The organism is Chthoniobacterales bacterium (genome assembly GCA_035274845.1).
Classification (GTDB): Bacteria; Verrucomicrobiota; Verrucomicrobiia; order Chthoniobacterales; family UBA10450; genus AV80.
Window position 1 is genome coordinate 110486 of the sequence record DATENU010000012.1, and the last position, 19014, is coordinate 129499.

General features: G+C 60.5%; 11 protein-coding genes. 5 read left to right on the top strand and 6 right to left on the bottom strand.

Going from position 1 to position 19014, the window contains the following annotated elements:
* Window positions 1-19: 19 nt before the first annotated feature.
* Complete coding sequence (locus VJU77_08675; GenBank protein HKP03417.1) at window positions 20-2719, bottom strand: ABC transporter permease; 2700 nt, start codon at window positions 2717-2719, stop codon at window positions 20-22.
* The gene (locus VJU77_08680) at window positions 2712-3056 is read right to left on the bottom strand and encodes a PadR family transcriptional regulator (protein ID HKP03418.1); all 345 of its coding nucleotides are present in this window, start codon (window positions 3054-3056) and stop codon (window positions 2712-2714) included. Before VJU77_08680 ends, VJU77_08675 begins: the two co-directional genes overlap by 8 nt.
* A 178-nt stretch (window positions 3057-3234) precedes the next feature.
* On the opposite strand from VJU77_08680, the gene VJU77_08685 reads away from it, so the two are divergent.
* Window positions 3235-6162, top strand: a complete 2928-nt coding sequence (locus tag VJU77_08685) for a hypothetical protein (GenBank protein HKP03419.1) — start codon at window positions 3235-3237, stop codon at window positions 6160-6162.
* 11 nt (window positions 6163-6173) lie between these two features.
* On the opposite strand, the gene VJU77_08690 is transcribed toward VJU77_08685, so the two are convergent.
* Window positions 6174-8768: an ABC transporter permease gene (locus tag VJU77_08690; protein ID HKP03420.1), complete on the bottom strand. Its 2595-nt coding sequence runs from the start codon at window positions 8766-8768 to the stop codon at window positions 6174-6176.
* 127 nt (window positions 8769-8895) lie between these two features.
* Here VJU77_08690 and VJU77_08695 point away from each other — a divergent pair, with 127 nt between their 5' ends.
* Window positions 8896-9402, top strand: coding sequence for a nuclear transport factor 2 family protein (locus VJU77_08695; GenBank protein HKP03421.1), 507 nt, complete (start codon window positions 8896-8898; stop codon window positions 9400-9402).
* Window positions 9403-9514: 112 nt separating this feature from the next.
* On the opposite strand, the gene VJU77_08700 is transcribed toward VJU77_08695, so the two are convergent.
* Window positions 9515-12946 carry a TIR domain-containing protein gene (locus tag VJU77_08700; GenBank protein HKP03422.1) on the bottom strand — a complete coding sequence of 1144 codons (3432 nt, stop codon included), beginning with the start codon at window positions 12944-12946 and terminating at the stop codon, window positions 9515-9517.
* Window positions 12947-13117: 171 nt separating this feature from the next.
* Between VJU77_08700 and VJU77_08705 the strand changes: the two genes are divergently transcribed.
* A complete protein-coding gene (locus tag VJU77_08705) occupies window positions 13118-14269 on the top strand; it encodes a J domain-containing protein (GenBank protein ID HKP03423.1) in 1152 nt (383 codons plus the stop codon).
* Between the two features lie 17 nt (window positions 14270-14286).
* Here VJU77_08705 and VJU77_08710 read toward each other — a convergent pair whose 3' ends face one another.
* Window positions 14287-15771, bottom strand: a complete 1485-nt coding sequence (locus VJU77_08710; protein ID HKP03424.1) for a hypothetical protein — start codon at window positions 15769-15771, stop codon at window positions 14287-14289.
* 84 nt (window positions 15772-15855) lie between these two features.
* Window positions 15856-16371, bottom strand: coding sequence for a nuclear transport factor 2 family protein (locus VJU77_08715; protein ID HKP03425.1), 516 nt, complete (start codon window positions 16369-16371; stop codon window positions 15856-15858).
* A 244-nt stretch (window positions 16372-16615) separates the two neighbouring features.
* Here VJU77_08715 and VJU77_08720 point away from each other — a divergent pair, with 244 nt between their 5' ends.
* Together VJU77_08720 and VJU77_08725 are read left to right on the top strand one after the other, a co-directional pair.
* The gene (locus tag VJU77_08720; protein HKP03426.1) at window positions 16616-17443 is read left to right on the top strand and encodes an ABC transporter ATP-binding protein; all 828 of its coding nucleotides are present in this window, start codon (window positions 16616-16618) and stop codon (window positions 17441-17443) included.
* Window positions 17440-19008: a hypothetical protein gene (locus VJU77_08725; protein ID HKP03427.1), complete on the top strand. Its 1569-nt coding sequence runs from the start codon at window positions 17440-17442 to the stop codon at window positions 19006-19008. Before VJU77_08720 ends, VJU77_08725 begins: the two co-directional genes overlap by 4 nt.
* Window positions 19009-19014: the final 6 nt, after the last annotated feature.

The window sequence follows — 19014 nt, forward strand, 5'->3', positions numbered from 1 at the left end:
GCACTGCCGGGCCTGCGACCTACTGAGCCCGTAACGCGATCATCGGGTCGACGCGAGTCGCACGGAGCGCGGGGAGGTAACTCGCCAGGAGGGCGACGGCCAGAAGCACGAGTGAGATGCTGATGAAGGTGAGCGGGTCGGTGGCGCTGATGCCGAAGAGGAGGGTCGCCATTACCCGGGTGAGAACGAAGGCCGCCAGGAGGCCAATAATCAGGCCCAGGCCGACGAGCTTCAGCCCCTGTTTCACGGTCATCTTCAGGACGTCGCTGCGCTGGGCGCCGAGGGCCATGCGAATGCCGATCTCCCGGGTTTGCTGCGCGACGGAGTAGCTCATGACGCCATAAATCCCGACGGCGGCGAGGATAAGCGCAACGCCGGCGAAGATCGCCAGGAGCAACATACTGAAACGCTGGCGCGCCACGGCCCCCGCCACGATTGTTTCCATCGAATCCATGTTCGAGACCGGCTGGTCTTTGTCGACCGCCCAGACGGAGTTCCGGACCGACGTTGCGAGGCTTAGAGGATCGACCGCTGTCCGGACGACGAGCGCATTCGCGACCAGGCTTCGGACCTGCCGAAAGTTGAAATACATCTGCATCTTTGGTTCGGCGATGAAATCATTTTGCCGGACATCCTTCACGACCCCGATCACAGTCCGCCACGGGCTCGAACCCGCGGTCGAACCGGGCTTGAGACGTTTGCCGATCGGGTCCTCGTCAGGCCAATAACGTTTGGCAGTTTTTTCGCTGATCACCACGCCAAGGGTGGTGTCGAGCGTGTCCTGGTCGGTGAAATCGCGGCCGCGCACCAACGGGATTCCCATGGTGCTGAAGTAATTCGGGCCGACCGTGCGAAAAATCACATCCGGCCATTGATCCGGTGGGGGATCGGGAATCCCTTCGACACCGATGGGCATGGAATCACCGTTGTAGGTGAACGGCAGATTCCCGGCGACGGCCACGGAGCGGACACCCGGCAACGCTTGGACGCGCCGCACCACTTCGTCGAAGAAGGCAGTTCGCTTCGCCGTGTCCGGATACTTCACCTCCGACAGATCGACGTTCAGAGCGAGCAAATGATCGGCACGAAAACCGGGATCGAGATTCCGCAGGTGCATGAAGCTGTTGATCAAAAGGCCGGCGCCGATCAGGAGAAGGAACGAGACGGCCACTTCGCCGATGACGAGCGCGCTCCGCAATCGCTTTCCCCGAGGGCCGGCGCCGGAATCACGGCCGCCTTCTTTCAAGGTGTCGTTCAGATTGAAATGCGTTGCCTGGCTGGCGGGGGCGAGCCCAAAAATGAGCCCGGTAACCAGAGCCACGAGCAGCGTGAAGAGAAGTACTTTCGCGTCGATCGCGATCATGTCCGCGTGGGCCACATCCGGCGGAATAAAACGGGTCAACACCTGGAGGCCGGCATAGGCCAGGGCCAACCCGACGGCGCCGCCGAGGAGCGAAAGCATTACGCTTTCGACCAGCAGCTGTTTCGTCAGCCGGACGCGATCGGCACCCAGGGCAAGCCGGAGCGCGATCTCCTTGTGCCGCGCCGCCGCGCGAGCGAGCAACAAATTGGCGACATTCGCGCAGGCGATGAGGAGCACGAAGGCAACCGCGCCGAGCAGAATGAGCAGCGCCGGCTTCATGTCGCCGACGATCTCTTCGTGCAACGGCGTCACCACGGAGCCGATCCGCGTGTTTTCCTCCGGATACTGCTGGGCCAAGCGCGCGGCGATCGTTTCCATTTCGGCTCGGGCCTGCGGGAGCGTCACGCCGGGTTTCATCCGCCCGATGACTTCCAGAAAATGATTCCCGCGACTGGCGGCTTCTTCCGCCGGGAATGCCAGTGGGACCCAGACCTGGTCTCGCCAGTTTCCGAAGCCCGGAAGCCGGACACTGTTTGGGAGGACGCCGACGACCGTATAGCTCTCGCCGTTGAGCGCCAGGGCGCGCCCGATGACGCCGGGGTCGCTTCCGAAGCGACGTTTCCAGAGACTCTCGTTCAGGAGAGCGACCTTCGTCCCGGGTTTGTCTTCGTCCGGGACAAAGGTGCGGCCGAGAATTGGTTTCACGCCCAACAACTCAAAGAGGTTCGCCGAAACACGCCGGCCTTCGAGCCGCTCCGGCTCGCCCACGCCGGTCAGATTGAAAGTGCGCTCGGCGAATGCGCCCATTCCGGTGAAGAGCGTGTTCTGCTTTTGCCAGTCGAGAAAATTGGCTGGCGACGGCGTGTTCTTTGGAAATCCGAGGTGGGTCGCATTTTCCCAAATGACGACCAATTGCTCCGGGTTCTTATAGGGTAACGGCCGGAGCAGGAGAGTATTGACCACGCTGAAAATGGCGGTGTTTGCTCCAATGCCAAGGGCAAGCGCGAGCACTGCGATAATCGTGAACGCCGGATTTTTCATCAGCATGCGGAGGCCGTAGCGAACGTCCTGGCGAAGATCTCCAATCATATTTGTTTTCCTTTCCGTTCCCATCTGGATGGGGTTTTGGGGGACCCGCCGCTCGACGCGTTTCAGGGCCGGAGCCAGCAGTTCATTCCCGCTGAGCTCGGATAAGATCGCCTCCCGGGCTTCGGCTTCCGATGCGCCGCGACTAAGCGACTGCTCGTACTGATCCTCGAGGTGTTGAGACAACTCCTCGACGATCTCGATCTCGCGGGCCGGAGAGAGATTTAATCCCTCGAGTCGCTTCCTGATTTCTTCCTCGAACTCAGGCATGTTGAATTCCCGTGATCCGACTGATCGCTTCGACGAATTCGCGCCAGCCTTCCCGCTGCGCTTTCAAAATCTTCTCCCCGGCCGGGGTGAGCCGGTAGTAGCGCCGGCGCCGCTGCCCCGCTTTCTCCACCCAGCGGCCGCGAATCCAGCCGCGCTTTTCCAAGCGATAGAGCAACGGATAAAGCGACGCGACATTGAACCGGAGCGTCCCGCGCGAACGCAGTTCGATGAGCTGCCCGATGTCATAGCCATGCCGGGGCCGATCCTCCACCAGAGACAGGATCAAAAGCTCGGCGCTGCCTTTCTTCAGTTCGCGATCAAGATTCGTTGAAGCTATATGTTATATAGCCATATATGATTTAAACGAATCTCCAAGCGAAATCTGTCTAAACTTTTCTCGTTGCCACTGGGATCTCCGATCCCGGCCGTGGAGAGCGGGCGCCTCGTGGAAAAGGTAACAATCGCGTTACCTTTCGTCGGTCGCGGCTCTTGCCTGGTTTTTTTATAAACAGCGTATGAGCTACGCCACCGTTCGCGCCACCTTCACCGCACTTTTGCTTCTCACCACCGTCGAATGGTCGGTCGCGTCAAAGGGTTCCGGATCGCGTCCAACTCCTACTCCGCCGCCCACTCAGAACGGGCCGGCGGCGCCCGCGCTCGTCGCACCGGCCAGCGGCGCGTCGCTCGTCCAACCGATCACGCTCGATTGGGACGCGACGTCCGCCACTGGTGGACCGATCGGCAGCTACACTTGGCAGGTCGCCACTACCTCGGGGTTCACATCGATTGTCGCCTCCGGCTTCACCAACATGGACAACGTTCCCTCGGTGCCAACGGCGACGCAGGCTCAACTGAGCGGTCTGCCGAATGGAACGTATTTTTGGAGAGTCAAAGCCACCCAGATGGTCGGGGGCGCGACCGGTTCGGTGGACTCGGCCTGGTCGGCCGTTCGGAGTCTCTCCGTCACCGGGTTGGGACCGGCGCCGGCCGGGGTCCCGCAGTTCATCACGCCGGTGAACAACGCCCAATTTCATCTCGTCGAAACCTTCGACTTGAAATGGTCCGCCGTGCCGGGCGCGCACTATTATCTGCTCGAGATCGACGACGAACCGACCTTTTCGTATCCGCTGACCCTGACCAACAATTCGCTGGTGTTCGGCACTTTCGCGCAGGGAGGCTGGGGTAACGCCCTGGCCAATGTTTACTACCGCGTCCGAGCGGTTTCGGCGGATAACGTGCGCGGGCTGCCTTCGGCAACGTTGACCGTTCACATCACAAATTCGGCGCCCGTTGCGGCCGCGCCGACGCTTCTGTCTCCGGCAGCCGGAGCGACCGCGAGTCTGCCCTTCTTTTTCGACTGGTCGGACACCGCGAACCCGCAGGTGCCGGGGTACGATCTCGACGTCGATACGGATCCCGCGTTCTCTGGCAGCTTCGGAACGCTCTTGCTTCAGGGGATCACTCGTTCCGACTTCATGATCACGCCGAACCTGCTTCCGCCCGGCAATTACTTCTGGCGCGTGCGCGCGCTGCATGGCGACGTCGCCGGCCCCTGGACGGCAGGCCGCGCCCTCACCGTTACCGCGGGTCAGGCGGCCGCACCGAATTTGAATTTGTTCGCCATCGTCACGGAGCCGGGAAATGGCTACGGCGGGAATTCCACCCAGGCCCGGGTCATGCTCGACGGGCCCGCGCCGTCTGGCGGCGCGGTTGTCACCCTGGCCAGCGACATTCCGCAAGCTGAAGTTCCCGCGCGCACGGTCACGATCCCGGCCGGAAAAACGGACGTCCTTGTCGGTCCGGTGACGACCGGCCCTGTTCCGCCTTTTGGCCTCATTGGAATCTTGCGCGCGACCTACGGCGATGTTTGGCAACAGAGTTCGCTCGGCGTTCTCCCGATTTTCTACGGACTGCACTTAAGCAACGAGAGCGTAGTCGGCGGGACGTCGGTGACCGCGACGGCGACCTTGCAATCGGCGGCGCCGCCGGGAGGCGTCACCGTCCGGCTGATCAGCGGCGATACGAGTCTCGTTAGGCCACCGGCCACTGTATTCATCCCCGAGGGATCAACTGACGTCGACTTCCCGATCGCGACGAGCCCGGTATCGGCGCCGACGAGGATCACTCTCGATCCCGGAACGGAGAGCGACAGTGGTGTTCATCCGTTCCAAGTTTCGATCGTGCTCACACCGGCGGGCAGCGCAGCCCCGCCCCCGGCGCTTTCGTCACTGGTCCTCAATCAACCTTCGATCGCGGCCGGACAAACGGCCACCGGCACAGTGCGGCTCACCTCTCCCGCCCCGGCGGGCGGCGCGGTGGTCGTGTTGCAAGGCAGCATGGAAGGGCAGGTCATCGTTCCGCCGAACGTCACCGTTCCGGCTGGCAGCATGAGCGCTACGTTCACCACCCTGCGCGCTCCGCAAGTAAACGCGCCGCATTGGGTGTTCATCGGCGCGATCTACGGCACATCCAACGGCGCGCAGGCCCGCATCCTCCGGATCGATCCGGCGCCGGGCCCGGCCACGTTGCAGGCCATCGGCCCAGCGTCGCAGAACGTGATCGGTGGCACCTCCGGCCGTGCGGCCGTGGGACTCGTGATTCCTGCGCCCGCGGGCGGCGGGACGGTCAGTCTGTCGACCGACAATCCATCACTCCTTCAAGTGCCGGCGAGCGTCAGCATCAGCGAGGGCAACAGCACCGCCAGCTTTGCCATCGGCACCAGTTCCGTTTCGGGCCTGACCACCGGAGCGAATATTTTCGCGACGGCCGGCGGCGTGACGAAATCGATTTTCGTCAACGTGAGTCCCGACCCGAATGCCGCACCACTTCTGCAATCGCTCACGATTAGTCCCGCGAGCGTGCCTGGTGGAACTAGTGCGACCGGCACCGTGTCTCTCAGCGCGCCGGCGCCATCTGGTGGAATCTCCGTGACCCTGTCGACGAGCAACCGCTTCGTCGCGAGTGTGCCCGGCGTTGTCAGCATTCCGGCGGGCCAGACGTCGGCAAGTTTCAGCATCAGCACTTTCGCGGTCTCCGCGGACACCTCGGCTACGATTAGCGCGCTCTATGACACGACGCGCTCAGCGAGTCTCCTGGTAACCCGCGGCACGGCCCCCACCCCGGCACCTTCGGTTTCACCGCCGCCCGCCACAACATTGCCGGCGCCATCGTTGCTCAGCCCGCCGGCCGACGCTCGTTTCGCGCCGGGAACCAACATCACCTTCGATTGGAGTGACGTGACCGGCGGCGCCAGCTACACCATTCAGATCGACGATTCAGAATCGTTCCCGACGCCGCTGATCGTTCAACAAACTGTCACCGCCTCTCAATTCAGCACGAGCACTCTGCCGGCGACCAGAATGTGGTGGCGCGTTCGGGCAAACAACTCGTCCGGCGCGCCGGGCGCCTGGTCAGCGGTGCGCCGGTTTGAAGTGAAAAACTAGACAGCGCGCGGTCATTCTGTCCGCAACGCCGTCATCGGACTGATCCGGGTGGCGCGCCGGGCCGGCAGCCAGGTTGCCACCAAGGTGGCCGCACCGAGAACCAGCGGGGCGGCCAGGAATGCGACGGGGTCGAGCGCGCCCACCTGATAAAGGATGCCGGCGAGGAGCTGTCCGGTCGCGGCGGCCAGCAGAAGGCCGATGACGATTCCGCTGGCCAGCATGACGGCGCCTTCGCGCACGATCATCCATTGCACGCCTTGCGGCCGCGCTCCGAGCGCCATTCGGATACCGATCTCGCGGGTGCGGCGCGCGACGGAGTAGGCTTTCACGCCATAAACGCCCACGATTGCCAGCAGCAGCGCCAGGGCGCCGAAGATCGAAAACAAGGTGGCTCCCGTGCGGATGATGAATATCTGCATGTTCGCGTCGAGATGCTGGGGAAATGTCTTCAGCGTCAGGATCGGCAACGTCGGATCGGTCTCGCGCACCGCCCGCCGGATTGCATCCGCGCTCTCGGTGACCGTCTTCGGGTTAAGGGAGGCGAATTGAACAAAGAAAAATGCGTTGTTGTGGAAACCGCGGGCGAACGGGACATAGATCGCGCCCCGCGGCGCATGCTCGATCACCCCGCCCCGCGTCACTGCGGAGATGCCGACCACTTCGATCGGCTCTTCCTGCTTGATGTTGGATTTGCCGCCCTGGTTGATCCCCATGTTCTGTCCGCCATCGTCACGCTTGGCGCGGGGGGCTGCGTCAGGCGCGTATTGGATTCGCTGGCCGAGCGCGTCGCCATCCGGCCAAAGCTTTTTGGCGAGCGCCTCGTCAATAATTGCGACCGGCGGAGCATCCGCCTGCGTCGCTTCCGCGGCGGTGAATGCGCGGCCGCGGAGGATCGGGATGCCCATCGTCGCAAAATAATCGGCGCCGATACTGTTGTAGCGCGCGCTGTAGGCGAGTCCGTCCGCGGCCGTCCCGGGCTTGTCATCCTTGCCGACATGGACGCCGGCCCGCTGAATAGCCTTGCCGAGCGTGAGCATTCCGAAGGGCGCGCTCGCCGAGACGGAGACGTGCTGCACGCCAGGAAGCGCGGCGAGCCGATCGTTGAGGGTGCGGTAAAGTTGTTCGGCGCGTTGCGCGTCGAACCCGCCCAGGCTCGCGTCCACTTCCAGCATCAGGTTCCTTTCCATCTTCAATCCGGTTTGGAGCGAGGATGCTTTCTCCGCGCCGCGAACGAACAGGCCAGCCGCGGTGAGCAGGGCAAGCGAAAAGGCGGTCTGGATGACGACGAGCGGATTGCGCGGAAGGAAACGCCAGCGGCGGCGGACGACATCGTCCCCGGCATGCTCCTTCAAATCCCCGATCACACTCTGGCGAGAGAGCTTTAGCGCGGGCCCGAGAGCGAAGGCGACCGTGCCGACGAGGCAAAAGAGAAAGGTCGCTACCAGAATCGGCAGGTTTGGCGTTGCATTCCAAACCACGTCGAGCGGAAGCAGGGGGCTCATTGACATGGCGAGAAGCTTTGAGGTCCAAAGCCCGACCACGAGCCCAGCCGCGCCGCCGACGAGCGCGAGCAGCAATCCTTCCGTGAGCAATTGCCTGACGACGCGCCAGCGGCTTCCGCCAAGCGCGAGCCGGATCGCGATCTCTTTCCGGCGCGCCGTGCCGCGGGCGAGCAGCATGTTCGCCAGGTTCAGGCAGGCCACGAGCAAAACAACCGACGCCATCCCCAGCAGCATGGGCGCGGCGACTCCCATTTGGCTGTCGTCCGGCGGATCGTCGCTGATCGAGAAGCGCGAGAGCGGCGCCGTCACCAAGGTCTGGTCCTTTTGCTCCACGGGATAGGCACGTTCGAGATTTGTTGCGAGCGTCTTCAGCGCGGCTTCCGCCTGGGGAGTGGTCACGCCGGGCTTCAAACGCGCCATGGTAAGAAGTTGTTCGCTGGCGCGATTAGCGACGTTCTGCGCTGGGTCATTCGTCGGGTTCGGCGCGATGAGTTCCATCGCGCTCAGCGGCAGCCAGACTTCCGGTGACAGCACGGCGAGCGTGCCGGTGAAGGTTTTGGGCAGGACTCCGACAATCGTACAAGACCGGCCATTGATCAGGACCTGTGAGCCGAGGACAGCAGCGTTGCGGTCATGCCGTGTCCAATAGCTATAGCTCACCAACGCGACTGACGCGGCCCGGCCCGGCTGTTCTTCGTCCTGGGTGAAGCCGCGGCCAAGCGCGGGCTGCACGGCTAGCACATCAAGGTAGTTGGAAGTGACGACGGAGGCGAAAGTCCGACGGGTATTGTTCTTCTCTCCGATCCCGACCATGCCGACGTTGAAGCCCGCCACGCCGCTGAAGACTGAGTTTTGTTCCCGGATGTCGCTTAATAGCGGATACGAAAACGCCCGATAAACCTTCGGGTTCTTGGTGTCCTGGGAGAAGATCTGGACCAGCTCGTTCGGCCGGGGATAACCCGGCGGGGCGAACAACATTGTGTGGACGAGACTGAAGATCGCGGTATTCGCGCCGATCCCAAGGGTAAGAACCAGCACCGCCGCAATCGTGAACCCCGGCGCCTTCCACAGCTGCCGGACCGCGAACCGAAGATCTTGCATCATCTTGTCCTTGAGATGCGCGAACCCGCCTGGCCGGATTCAAAAATTTCTTTGATCTAACGGGAGCGCAACACGCTTGCCTTCCGGCGGTCTTGTCGTGCACGCTTCTTCACCCAACCACTGGCATCCCATGAAAACCAAACACCTGCTTCTCTTCGTCCTCGTCCTCGTCGTCGTCCTCCCTCTTTCGGCTGTTTCGCAGAGCTCCCCCGCCCCCGCTCCTGAAGCCGGCGAACTGACGAAATTGCTGAAAGACTTCCTCGCCGGCGCCTCGACCAACAACATCACCGTCCACGAGCACTTCTGGGCCGATGACCTCATCTACACCAGCGCGTTAGGCCGCCGGAAAGGCAAAGCCGACATCATGCGCGAGTTGCGGGCCGAAGCCGCCGTGTCTCCGACTCCCACGCCGGCGGATGAGGGCTCGACCGTTTACACCGCCGAAGACATTCGCATCCAGCAATACGGCACCACCGCCATCGTCGCCTTCCGTCTCGTCGCCACGACCAAGAAGGCCGACAAGACCGAAGTGGCGAACTATCTGAACACCGGCACGTTCCTCAAGCGCAACGGCAAATGGCAGGCTGTCGGCTGGCAGGCAACCAAGATGCCGGCCGAAGCCGAGCCGAAGAAATAGCCCAGTTTGCCTGGCGAACTTTCGCTTCCTTGCTCGCCGTGAATGGAAGGAAACCCAAAAACTGGGTAATGCGGGCAACTCACAACATGTAGGAAGCAATAATGCTGGCCCACTAATCGCCAAGAATGCGTTCTCGCCAGCGCCGCACGCTACTCAAGTCCAGCCGTTCGCCTTTGAACTCGATCTGCTTCACTGCTCTGGTGCCGTTCTTACTTTCGCGTTTGAGGACGCTGGTGATTTCCATCCAGCGTACGTCGGCGAACTCAACCTTCCCTTTTCCGACTGCCCGCTCGTCCTCCTCGGAGAAAGTGCCGATCACAAGCATTACCGGGTAGGGTTGACTCATCCATGTCTTCACCCAGCGTTGTTTCTTGATCGGGAACATCTCGGCCCCGTCGGTCTTTCGCTGCTTTAGGAATGAGTTACCAGCCTTGAGTTGCAAGCAAAGCCCCTTGCCCACTCCATTGCCATCTTCGTTAGTGAATTCGAGCATGATGTCGATTCCGTCGTCTTCATCCCCCGGGATCTCGAACCACTTCTGATTTGCGCTCGTGATGCGGGCACCTACGTCGAGCACGAGCAGCTTCCCTTTTCTCCTGGTGGTCAACTTCGCAAGATCATCGGCCTGAAGTTCCTCGACCTGTTCGCGAACCGCCTCGCTTGCAAACTTTCGTTCCAGCGCATCCCAAAGTGGGAACCGTGTCTCGCACTTGTCGCACTCAGCATCCGCCGTTTCCTTCTTGGTGACGAGCTTCTCCATGAGCACTTGCGGGTTGCCCTTCGGCGTATGGCATTTTGGACAGACGTAGTGCCGAAGTCGTATCGCCTGTTCGCACGTGTCACCAAGATGCGCGTGGATGTAGTTTGCGAAAATCACCTGCTCCTCCTGTGTGACGCCCGGTCCGAAATAGACGCTAATACCCCCATCGCTGCCACTCTCGCGCGTCAGTTTGATCCCCATATGGAAATCTCCGCGAAGCGTCACGAAGTCTGCGGCATCGCGCCAGAGTTCTTTAAGTTGGAAAGATTCGCTGTCCGCCAGCTTCACTACCAGCGTCGCATAGATGTCGTCAAGGTAACCCTTCACCGCGTAGGTCACAAAAACGGATGGATGCTCCAGCACTGCCGGGCGCTCACGTCCGCAGTGGCTCGGGAAGACCAGCTTGTCTCCCTGACGCAGGCATAGGCCGCGCTGCTCGAGTCGCCGCTCCATCTCGCCAAGCACCACGCGCTCTTCGGTGTGCGGCAGGCGCTTCATCTCCACTGGAACACCGTCGCGCCCTATGCTCTGGTAGATCAGTTTCCCCTCAGCGATGCTGCGCAGCGGCAGCACGCCGAGATCGTTCTCCGCACTTCGTAAGGTGCGGATTACCGCCTGCGCGTAGGCATTGATCCACTGCGGCGCAAGCAGGATATAAGTGCCGTAGTCGAGCTCCTTCACTACGCCGGGCCCATCCAACAGTCCAATCACCGTCTGTAAAGTCTCGTCCGTGAAGCGCGGTTCGCCCGGCAGGCGCCGCCACAGCAATTCTCGCAGTTCCTTGAAGGTATGCAGCACCTGTCCTTCGTCCCGCACCTTTAGGATTTCGTCCTTGATCAGCTTGAAAATGCGGGGCGACGTACGCTTCTCCATCTGCGCCCACGGGATGGCGTCGATCATGGCCGTGCGCAACTCGCCGCAGCCATCGCCCGCTTTTGCGCTCGTCTCGTGGTAGGCGAGCCCCTGTTCCTTCGCAAAGGCTTCCAGTTTTCCCCGGCTCGCCTTGAAACCGGTGTCGATTCGCCCGGCCACGAGGAAGTGCGGAATCTTCTCCTTTACACAACGTCGCAGTGCTGTCTGCCAATCGCGCAGACCGGGCAGGACATCTTCTTGGTCCGCATTGAAGAGCAGCAGGATGAGCGCGGTGCGATCCATGTAGAGTTGGTGAATAAGCCGCTGATCCGCCTGTCCTCCGAAATCCCACAGCCAGATTTCACGATCAACACCTGGCGCCGCGTTGGCGTCCTTGATCGGCCATTGCGTCGACCACGCGCCAACGGTGGAGTCTTCGCTAGGTTTCCATTCACCAGTTGCGAGACGATGCGTCAACCCGGTCTTTCCTGCGTTTGTGTCCCCGACTAGGAGAACTTTGGCGTTAGAGTATTGGACCTGGTCCGGTGTGGATGCCGCAATTCCGGCCTCGAAGATAAAGTTCGACAAGTTCCATACTCGGATATCGCCCGTTCTATCCCCAGATAGAACGCAGCGTCCATCCGCGGTCCACGCAACAGTCACCACCTGTGCACGATGGCCTGCAAGCGTGTGGAGACAGCGCCCTACTTCAACGTCCCAAAGCCGAACGCTACCAACATCGTCGCAGGAGACTGCGAGTCGACCATTAACATTCCATTTTACGTCGTTTACGTCGCCCTCATGACCTTCGAGGATGCGCACGCAATCGCCCGTGTTTACGTCCCATAATCGAACCGTATCATCCACAGAGCAGGAGAGAGCAAATCGTTGATCCGGGCTCCACGCGACCCCCCAGACTTCGCTCGCATGCCCTTCGAATACCCGCAAACAGCGCCCGGTCCGCAAATCCCAAAGCCGCACAGTTTTGTCCGTGTCGTGGTCCGAACCAGATAGCGCGAGCTTCTGATCCGGGCTAAATGCAACACAGTGGATATAGCTCTTATGTCCCTCTAAAGTTTGCAAAGTTCGACCGCTCTCCAAATCCCAAAGTCGCAATGTTTTGTCGTACGATCCGCTCAGTACGTGTTTATTGTCCGCGCTCAATGCAACGCTCATCACCCATTGGGAATGGCCCTCGAAAACGCGCAGGCATCGCCCTGATTTCACATCCCACAACCGGACCGTTTTGTCGTGTCCGCCGGATAAGATTCGCGCTTGATCCGCGCTCCAGGTCACGCTTTCGACTGCGTCGGTATGCCCTTCAAAAACGCGAATGCAGCGTCCGCTGCTAAGATCCCAATGCCGCACTGTCTTATCATCACTCGCTGTGAGGGCCCATTTTCCATCTGGGCTGAATCCATAAGACATTATCTCCGCGTCTTTGTACTCGAGTTGGAGAGCGCTTACGGTAAGAGGATCGCTTGTTGCCTCTACGTGATCAGCCTTTAGATTCGCGAAACCCCAGCATCCCTCGAGTAATTTCGTATACTCATACTCGCGGACGGCAGGCAACCAGTTGATGTAGAGGAATTGCGCCAGGGAGCCTTTGATGGGCGCGTTGTCTAGACGCAGGGGAATGAAGCGGCGCTCCTTGTTCAGCGGATCGCGGAAGCGAAATGTTCGGGATTCCAACCTGGCCCACTCCGAACCGAACGCGTTCGCCGACATGCAGAACACAAGCACACGCGAGTTCGCTAACGCGGCTTCGATCCTTTCCGGCGTATGGTCTCCCGTTTCCAGCTCCCAAACATCGAACCAGACCCGCAAGCCATCCGCTCGCAGACGATCGGCAATCTCACGCACCGCTTTTCTGTCCTTTCGACTGTAGCTGAGAAAAACGTCGTATTGGAACACAGAGTCTGGGGCAGTCATCTGAGGTTAGTTAAACAACTACCCGTAACCGTTGCATCAGTCCATATTATCTGACCAAATCTTCGCCACCTATTTAGCTAACGAAACAGGCTGTGGACGAAGTGGCACCGCCGTAGCAGCGACTCTCTCAAAACTGTTTTTGGTTCGCGGAGGGTCGCGTAGGCTTCACAGATGTCGGGCGCGAGTAAGGTTGGGCGGGGAGCGAGGCGAAAAGAGCCCGTCGGGGGCATTGAGCGCCACATCATCCTGATCGATCAGAAGCCTTTGCGGCGCGCGACCGGGGCCGAATGCAGCGCGGCGATGGCGAAGCTCGATGACGCGCGCGCGGCCTGGCACCGATTTGAGCGGGAAGACCGGCCGAGCTTTGTCCGGTGGCGGGCCCGGGAGTTCGGTCCGCTTCTGAGCGAGCTGCGGGACGTGGAAGCGGGGATTCGCGAGAGCGAGGCGCTTGTGCATGAAGTGGAAATGGAAATGCGCCGCGGGTTCTACGATCCCTGGAGCGCTTATCAGCGAGTGATGTTTCGCCGGGAGAACCCATCCCTGGCGGATAACGGCGCCGAACCGGTGCACCGTCCGAGAGCGCGAGCCGGCGAGGAACAGAAATTCTTCACTGAATTTGAGAAGGAAGCGCTTTTCCAGGAATGGGTGCAGAAGTTCATCGGGACGAATCCGGACAAGCTGGATGACGAAGCTTACACGACGACGTTCGAGGCTTTCAAAACGCACATGTTCCGGACCCGCCCGGAAGAGCCGCCCCCCTCAACGAATTCCCGGGCAGCCAAGCCGGAACCCCGGCCAGCCGCCGAAGAAGAGCCGGCCCCGGCGCCGATTGATGCGCGGGTGAAGGAACTCTACCGGCTCCTGGTTCGCCGGTTGCATCCCGATCTGCGCGCGGACGGCAGCGCCGCGGTGTCCGCGTTGTGGCACGAAGTCCAGGAAGCGTACGGGGCGAGCGATATCGCACATCTCGAAATCCTGCTCGCCCTCAGCGACATCGAGTCCGATCGCTTCAGCGATCAAACGAGCGTGTCGCAAATGCGCGCGGTCCTGGCGGAACTGACCCGCGCCTTGTTCGCGCTCGAGGACAGCCTGCGCCAGGCGCGAGACGAGGATGCGTGGGGGTTCGCCCGCACCGGCCCCGTCTCCGGCTTGCGCGAGCGCGTGGAACGAGAGCTAAAAGCAACTCTGCGGATGCGATCCGACCGACTCGACCTGCTGAAGCGCACGATCGCGGATTGGTCGCGTTCACCGCTTACCAGCGGACCGATACAATTCGGTCAATCCCTGGGCACGTTTTCGCAAAAGCCGCGTCGCGCTATCTGAGCCGGATATCCCGTTGTCTATTCCTGGGGGCCGTTCCGGACTGGCAGTTTCGTGTAAAGCACGGTGAAAGAGACCTTCCGCTCCTCGCCTGGCTTGACCGGAATATTGAACTCAATCGTGTGCGCGTCCTTCTTCGTGAAGGGATCCGACTTGGCAGAAATATCCCAAGTATGCCAGCGACCGAGGCTTTCAACGACGCGAATCTCAACGGGAACCTTCTTATGGTTCCGCAGCTTGATCTCAAATGATTCCGTCGCGGTGTGTTTCTCAGAGTCGACCTCAAATTTCGTTCGGATTCGCTCCGCCACGAGGTCGAACGCGTCACCCGTCGTCGCCTGAACCATTTCATTGGCTGGCGTTGCCGGCGCATCATACTCGCCAATGAACTCGAGTTCGCCGTCCGCCGCCCGCCGGAAAAATCGCATTCGCCCCGTGGGTAACGGGACACCGAGATGGTTAGCCCCGCTATTCCTAAACTCACGCGCCACCGCTATCTTCGAAGAGGAATCAACGCCATCGTTTGGGTTCAAGTTAGCGCCGTTACCAGTGGTCCGGATCTCCGCCGCGCCCGCATAAACAAATATCTTTTTCGATTGAATGCCTTCTGCGCGGAGAAATTGCACCTGTTTTTGTTCACGGTCCTTGAGGGACAAGGGCGAGGGATGGGTGTAGACGTAATATTCGTCAAGCTCCTTCGCCACGACCGGGATGTAGGAACCGGTCACAACCACCCTCTCCGTCGTAGCCTCCTCTGGCACAGCAGGCTTGGCCTGCGGCTCCATTTTCGACATCATCCCGGCGACGAATTTCACCCGGGTATTCTCGAAGCTCTTTCCCGTTTCGTTGTCGATTGTCATCCAGCCCAGGAGCTGCACCAGGTCGGAATCCTCCGCCGTGATCACGTTGTAATCCGCGTACCAATGAATCCCGTAGGCCGTATAGGCGATCTCGGCATCGAGCTGCACCGGCGCCTGGGTCGCAATCTTCCAGAGAAATTCCGGCTTGATCGTTCGGTCGGCGGAAAGAGGCGGAAAGCGCGGTGTCCCCGGGAGCTCGAACTGTGTCTTGCCCTCCACCTCGATGATCGGCATGACTGACGGCACCTTTTGGCTACTGTCGTCCCGACTCTTATTCCGTCCGCTCCGGATGATTTTCCCAGTGACGACATGGCTCTTGCCCTCATCGTAGCGGAGGAATTCGATGGTCTGTCCTTCAAACCAGGAAAGCATCGTCTCTTGAGTCACGGCGCTTCCGCGAAACGCCTGCTCCTGAATGTCTAACTCTACCTTTCCGCTCTTGTCGCGAAGGATCACAGAGCTCGGTTCGGCGAAAAGCGCTACGTCGGAGTAGCGAATTTCATTTACTCCAGACTTGAGATCCAGTTTTAAGCTGTCGCGGATGATTGCGAAATCCTTGTTATAAATTGTGAGCGAAGTCTCGCCATCGATGCTTTTCAGGAGACTGAGAGCAATCAGAGCAGTCAGGAAGGGGGCTTTGCGCATGCGATCGGTGTAGAGAGTCTCAGCCGTCCCCGCGAGCATTAATTAAGCAACAGACAGCCGGCAGCACCAAAACGTGCGGCCGGACTATTTTGGCGGCTTTGGTTTCGTGGAGAGAGCGCGATAAGTCGCCAGGGTATTGAGAATCTCGGGGTCGCCCTGGGCCCATGCGTTGGAGATCGTGATCCGTTTCAGCCGCCATTTCTGGCCGTCACGGACGAGGTCGCAATCGTATCGGTTCATCAGGAGCGCGTTCTCCGCCCCGCGGCGGGCCCCCTGACGCGGCATGAAATGTTGCGCCATGATGAAGCCGGAAAGCGTCGCGGAATCGTCGCTGACCTCGATCTGGAGATTCGTCGCGGAGTGGCTGGTATCGAGCGGACCGATGAGCGGGAGCACCGAATTGACGATCGTCTGCCGTCCGGTCATCAAGGGGAAATCGAGATTCAGTTTTTTACCGGCAGGGCGGAAGTCCATGACACAATCTTCGGTGAGCGCCGAGGTGAAAGAATCGGCGTCGCCGTGATCCAGGCCAAAGCAGAAACGGTGGAGCGCGTCGGCGATTTCGTAACGGTCGTTGGCGAGTTGGGCGAGATCACTCATGGGAGGAGAAACGTCGAATACGCACCCCGCCTTCGCAAGGTAATGGCCTGGAAAATTAGACCGCGGATTACGCGGATAACACGGATGGGGAAAGAGTGGGAATCTGGAATTCCCATCCGCGAAATCCGCGTCATCCGCGGTTCAACTGAAGTATGCCGTGACGGATTCGTAGCGCGCGTGACATACTTCCGGGGTGCTGAAGATCGAGAACGTTTCAAAGAGATTTCGCGCGGGGAATTTCGGAGTGCGGGATCTGTCGCTGGAAGTGAAGTCGGGCGTAATCGGGCTGCTGGGCCCGAATGGCGCGGGAAAAACGACTTTGATGCAGATGATCGCAACGATCACCCGGCCGACGAATGGGCGCATCCTGTTTCACGGTGAAGATGTGGTGCGGCGGCCGAACGGATTGCGCCGCAAGCTCGGATATCTGCCGCAGGATTTCGGCGTTTACGATAATCTCACCGCCACCGAATTCCTGACTTACTTCGCCGCGCTCAAGGGCGTGCGCTCGAAAAAGCGGGTAACGGAAATGCTGGAGAGCGTGAATTTGCACGGCGTCGCCAACCGGACCGTGGGCGGGTTCTCCGGCGGAATGAAGCAGCGGCTCGGTATCGCCCAGGCCCTGATCAACGATCCCGAGCTGGTCATTGTGGACGAACCAACCGCCGGGCTGGATCCGGAGGAAAGGGTCCGCTTTCGCAATGTGCTTTCCGAAATTGGATTCGGGAAGCTGGTGATTCTGTCTACCCACATTGTCTCGGACGTGGAATCGATCGCCACCGAGATCGCGGTCATGAAGAACGGTTCGCTGCTGACGATGGCAACGCCGGAAATGTTGCTTCGGACCTGTGAAGGCCATGTTTGGCAGGCCGTGGTCACTTCCGAGCAATTCGATCAATTGCGCACGACCCTGAAGATCTCAAGCGCCGTCCGCAAGCCGGACGGAGTCCATGTCCGGTTCGTCGGCCCTTCGCCGGAAATCACGGCCCAGCCGGCCGAGGCGGAGCTGGAAGACGCGTTCCTCTATTTGATGAATTTCGGAACGGCCGCGCAGCCGCCGCCCCTGCCATGACGGCTTCGCTTTCTCGAATCGGCGCAATCGTCAGCGCGGATTTTCGGATCCGGTTCCGGCGAGTTTCGACCGTGATCGTGTTCCTGTTGCTGAGCGCGTTTGCCTACGTTTGGGTCCCCAATCCTTCGACCGGCCGGACGCTCATCCAGATCAATGGCCAGCGCGCAATCTACAACTCCGGTGCAATCGGAATGGCAACAGCCTCGCTCGCCATGATCTTCGTGGGCCTTTTCGGTTTCTACGTGATCTCAAATGCGGTCCGGCGCGACCTTGTGACGCGGTGCGGAGTCATCGCGGCCTCCACCCCGATGCGCTCCGGCGAATACCTCCTCGGCAAGTTTTTTGGCAACCTTGCTTTCCTCGCGACATTCACGAGCGGCTTCATGCTCAGCTCGATGGCGATGCTGGTGGCCCGGGGCGAAGCGCCTCTCGAGCCTTTCGTCTTCATCGGTCAATACCTCCTCCTCACTCCCGCCGCGATTGTCTTCGTCTCGGCCGTGGCGGTCCTGTTCGAATCGATTCGCTGGCTCTCCGGAAAATTGGGGGACGTCCTCTATTTTTTCCTCTGGATGACAGTGATCGGTCTCGTGGTCGCGAACGAAACCACGCACGGCCGGATCAATTGGGCGCGCTGTTTCGATTTCACGGGATTCGGGTTCATGATCGACCAGATGCAGCGGACGCTCCACACGGAGTCGGTCTCGATCGGCGCGTCGAGTTTCGATCCCACCAAACCGACGATCCTTTTTCCCGGATTAACTTTGACGCGCGAGTGGGTTTTGCCACGACTCATCTCAATCCTGACTCCGTTGCTCCTGCTGCCGATGGCGGCTCTCGTGTTCCACCGCTTTGATCCGGTCCGAACCGGGCGCGTTGCGGGAAAAGGTCGCCGTAACTGGATCGGGAAAATTCAGAGCCTTTTCAAGCCGCTGAGCCGGCGAGCAGCGGCCCTGATCATGGCGCCGGGCCGGGGAGGCTCGTTCGTTGGCGCGATGTGGATTGATGCCGCGCTCACTTTCACCCTGTTTCCGTTTGTCTTCGTGGCGTTCGTTGTCATCACGATCATGAGTTTATCAGGGCCGCCGGCCGGGAGCCTGCCGATCGTGTTCGCGGCGCTCGCGCTCATCATGTCGGACATCGCCACCCGCGACGCTCGCGCTGGAACGACGGCGTGCGTGCGCTCAATCTCGCGGCTCCGGGAAAACTACGTCTGGTGGAAGCTCGGCTCCGCCTGCCTGCTCGGTTTCCTTCTTTGCGCTGCGCCTCTCGCCCGGACCATCTCGCAGGGATCACTGGCGTTTGCCGCCCTTGCTTGCGGAATTGTGTTCGTCGCCTCAACGGCAACGGCCCTCGGGGTGGCGACAGCGAACCCGAAGACATTCATCGTTGGGTTCCTGACGTTCTGGTATGTGGTCGTCAACGATCGGGGCCTGAGTCCCAGGTTGGATTTCGCCGGCTTTTACGGCCATTCGACTCCCCAAACTATCGCGATTTATGCCGGCGTGAGCGTGCTCGCCGTGCTGTTCGCTCAATTGTTTTACCGCGCGCGCCTGGCGCGAATGTAAAAAAAC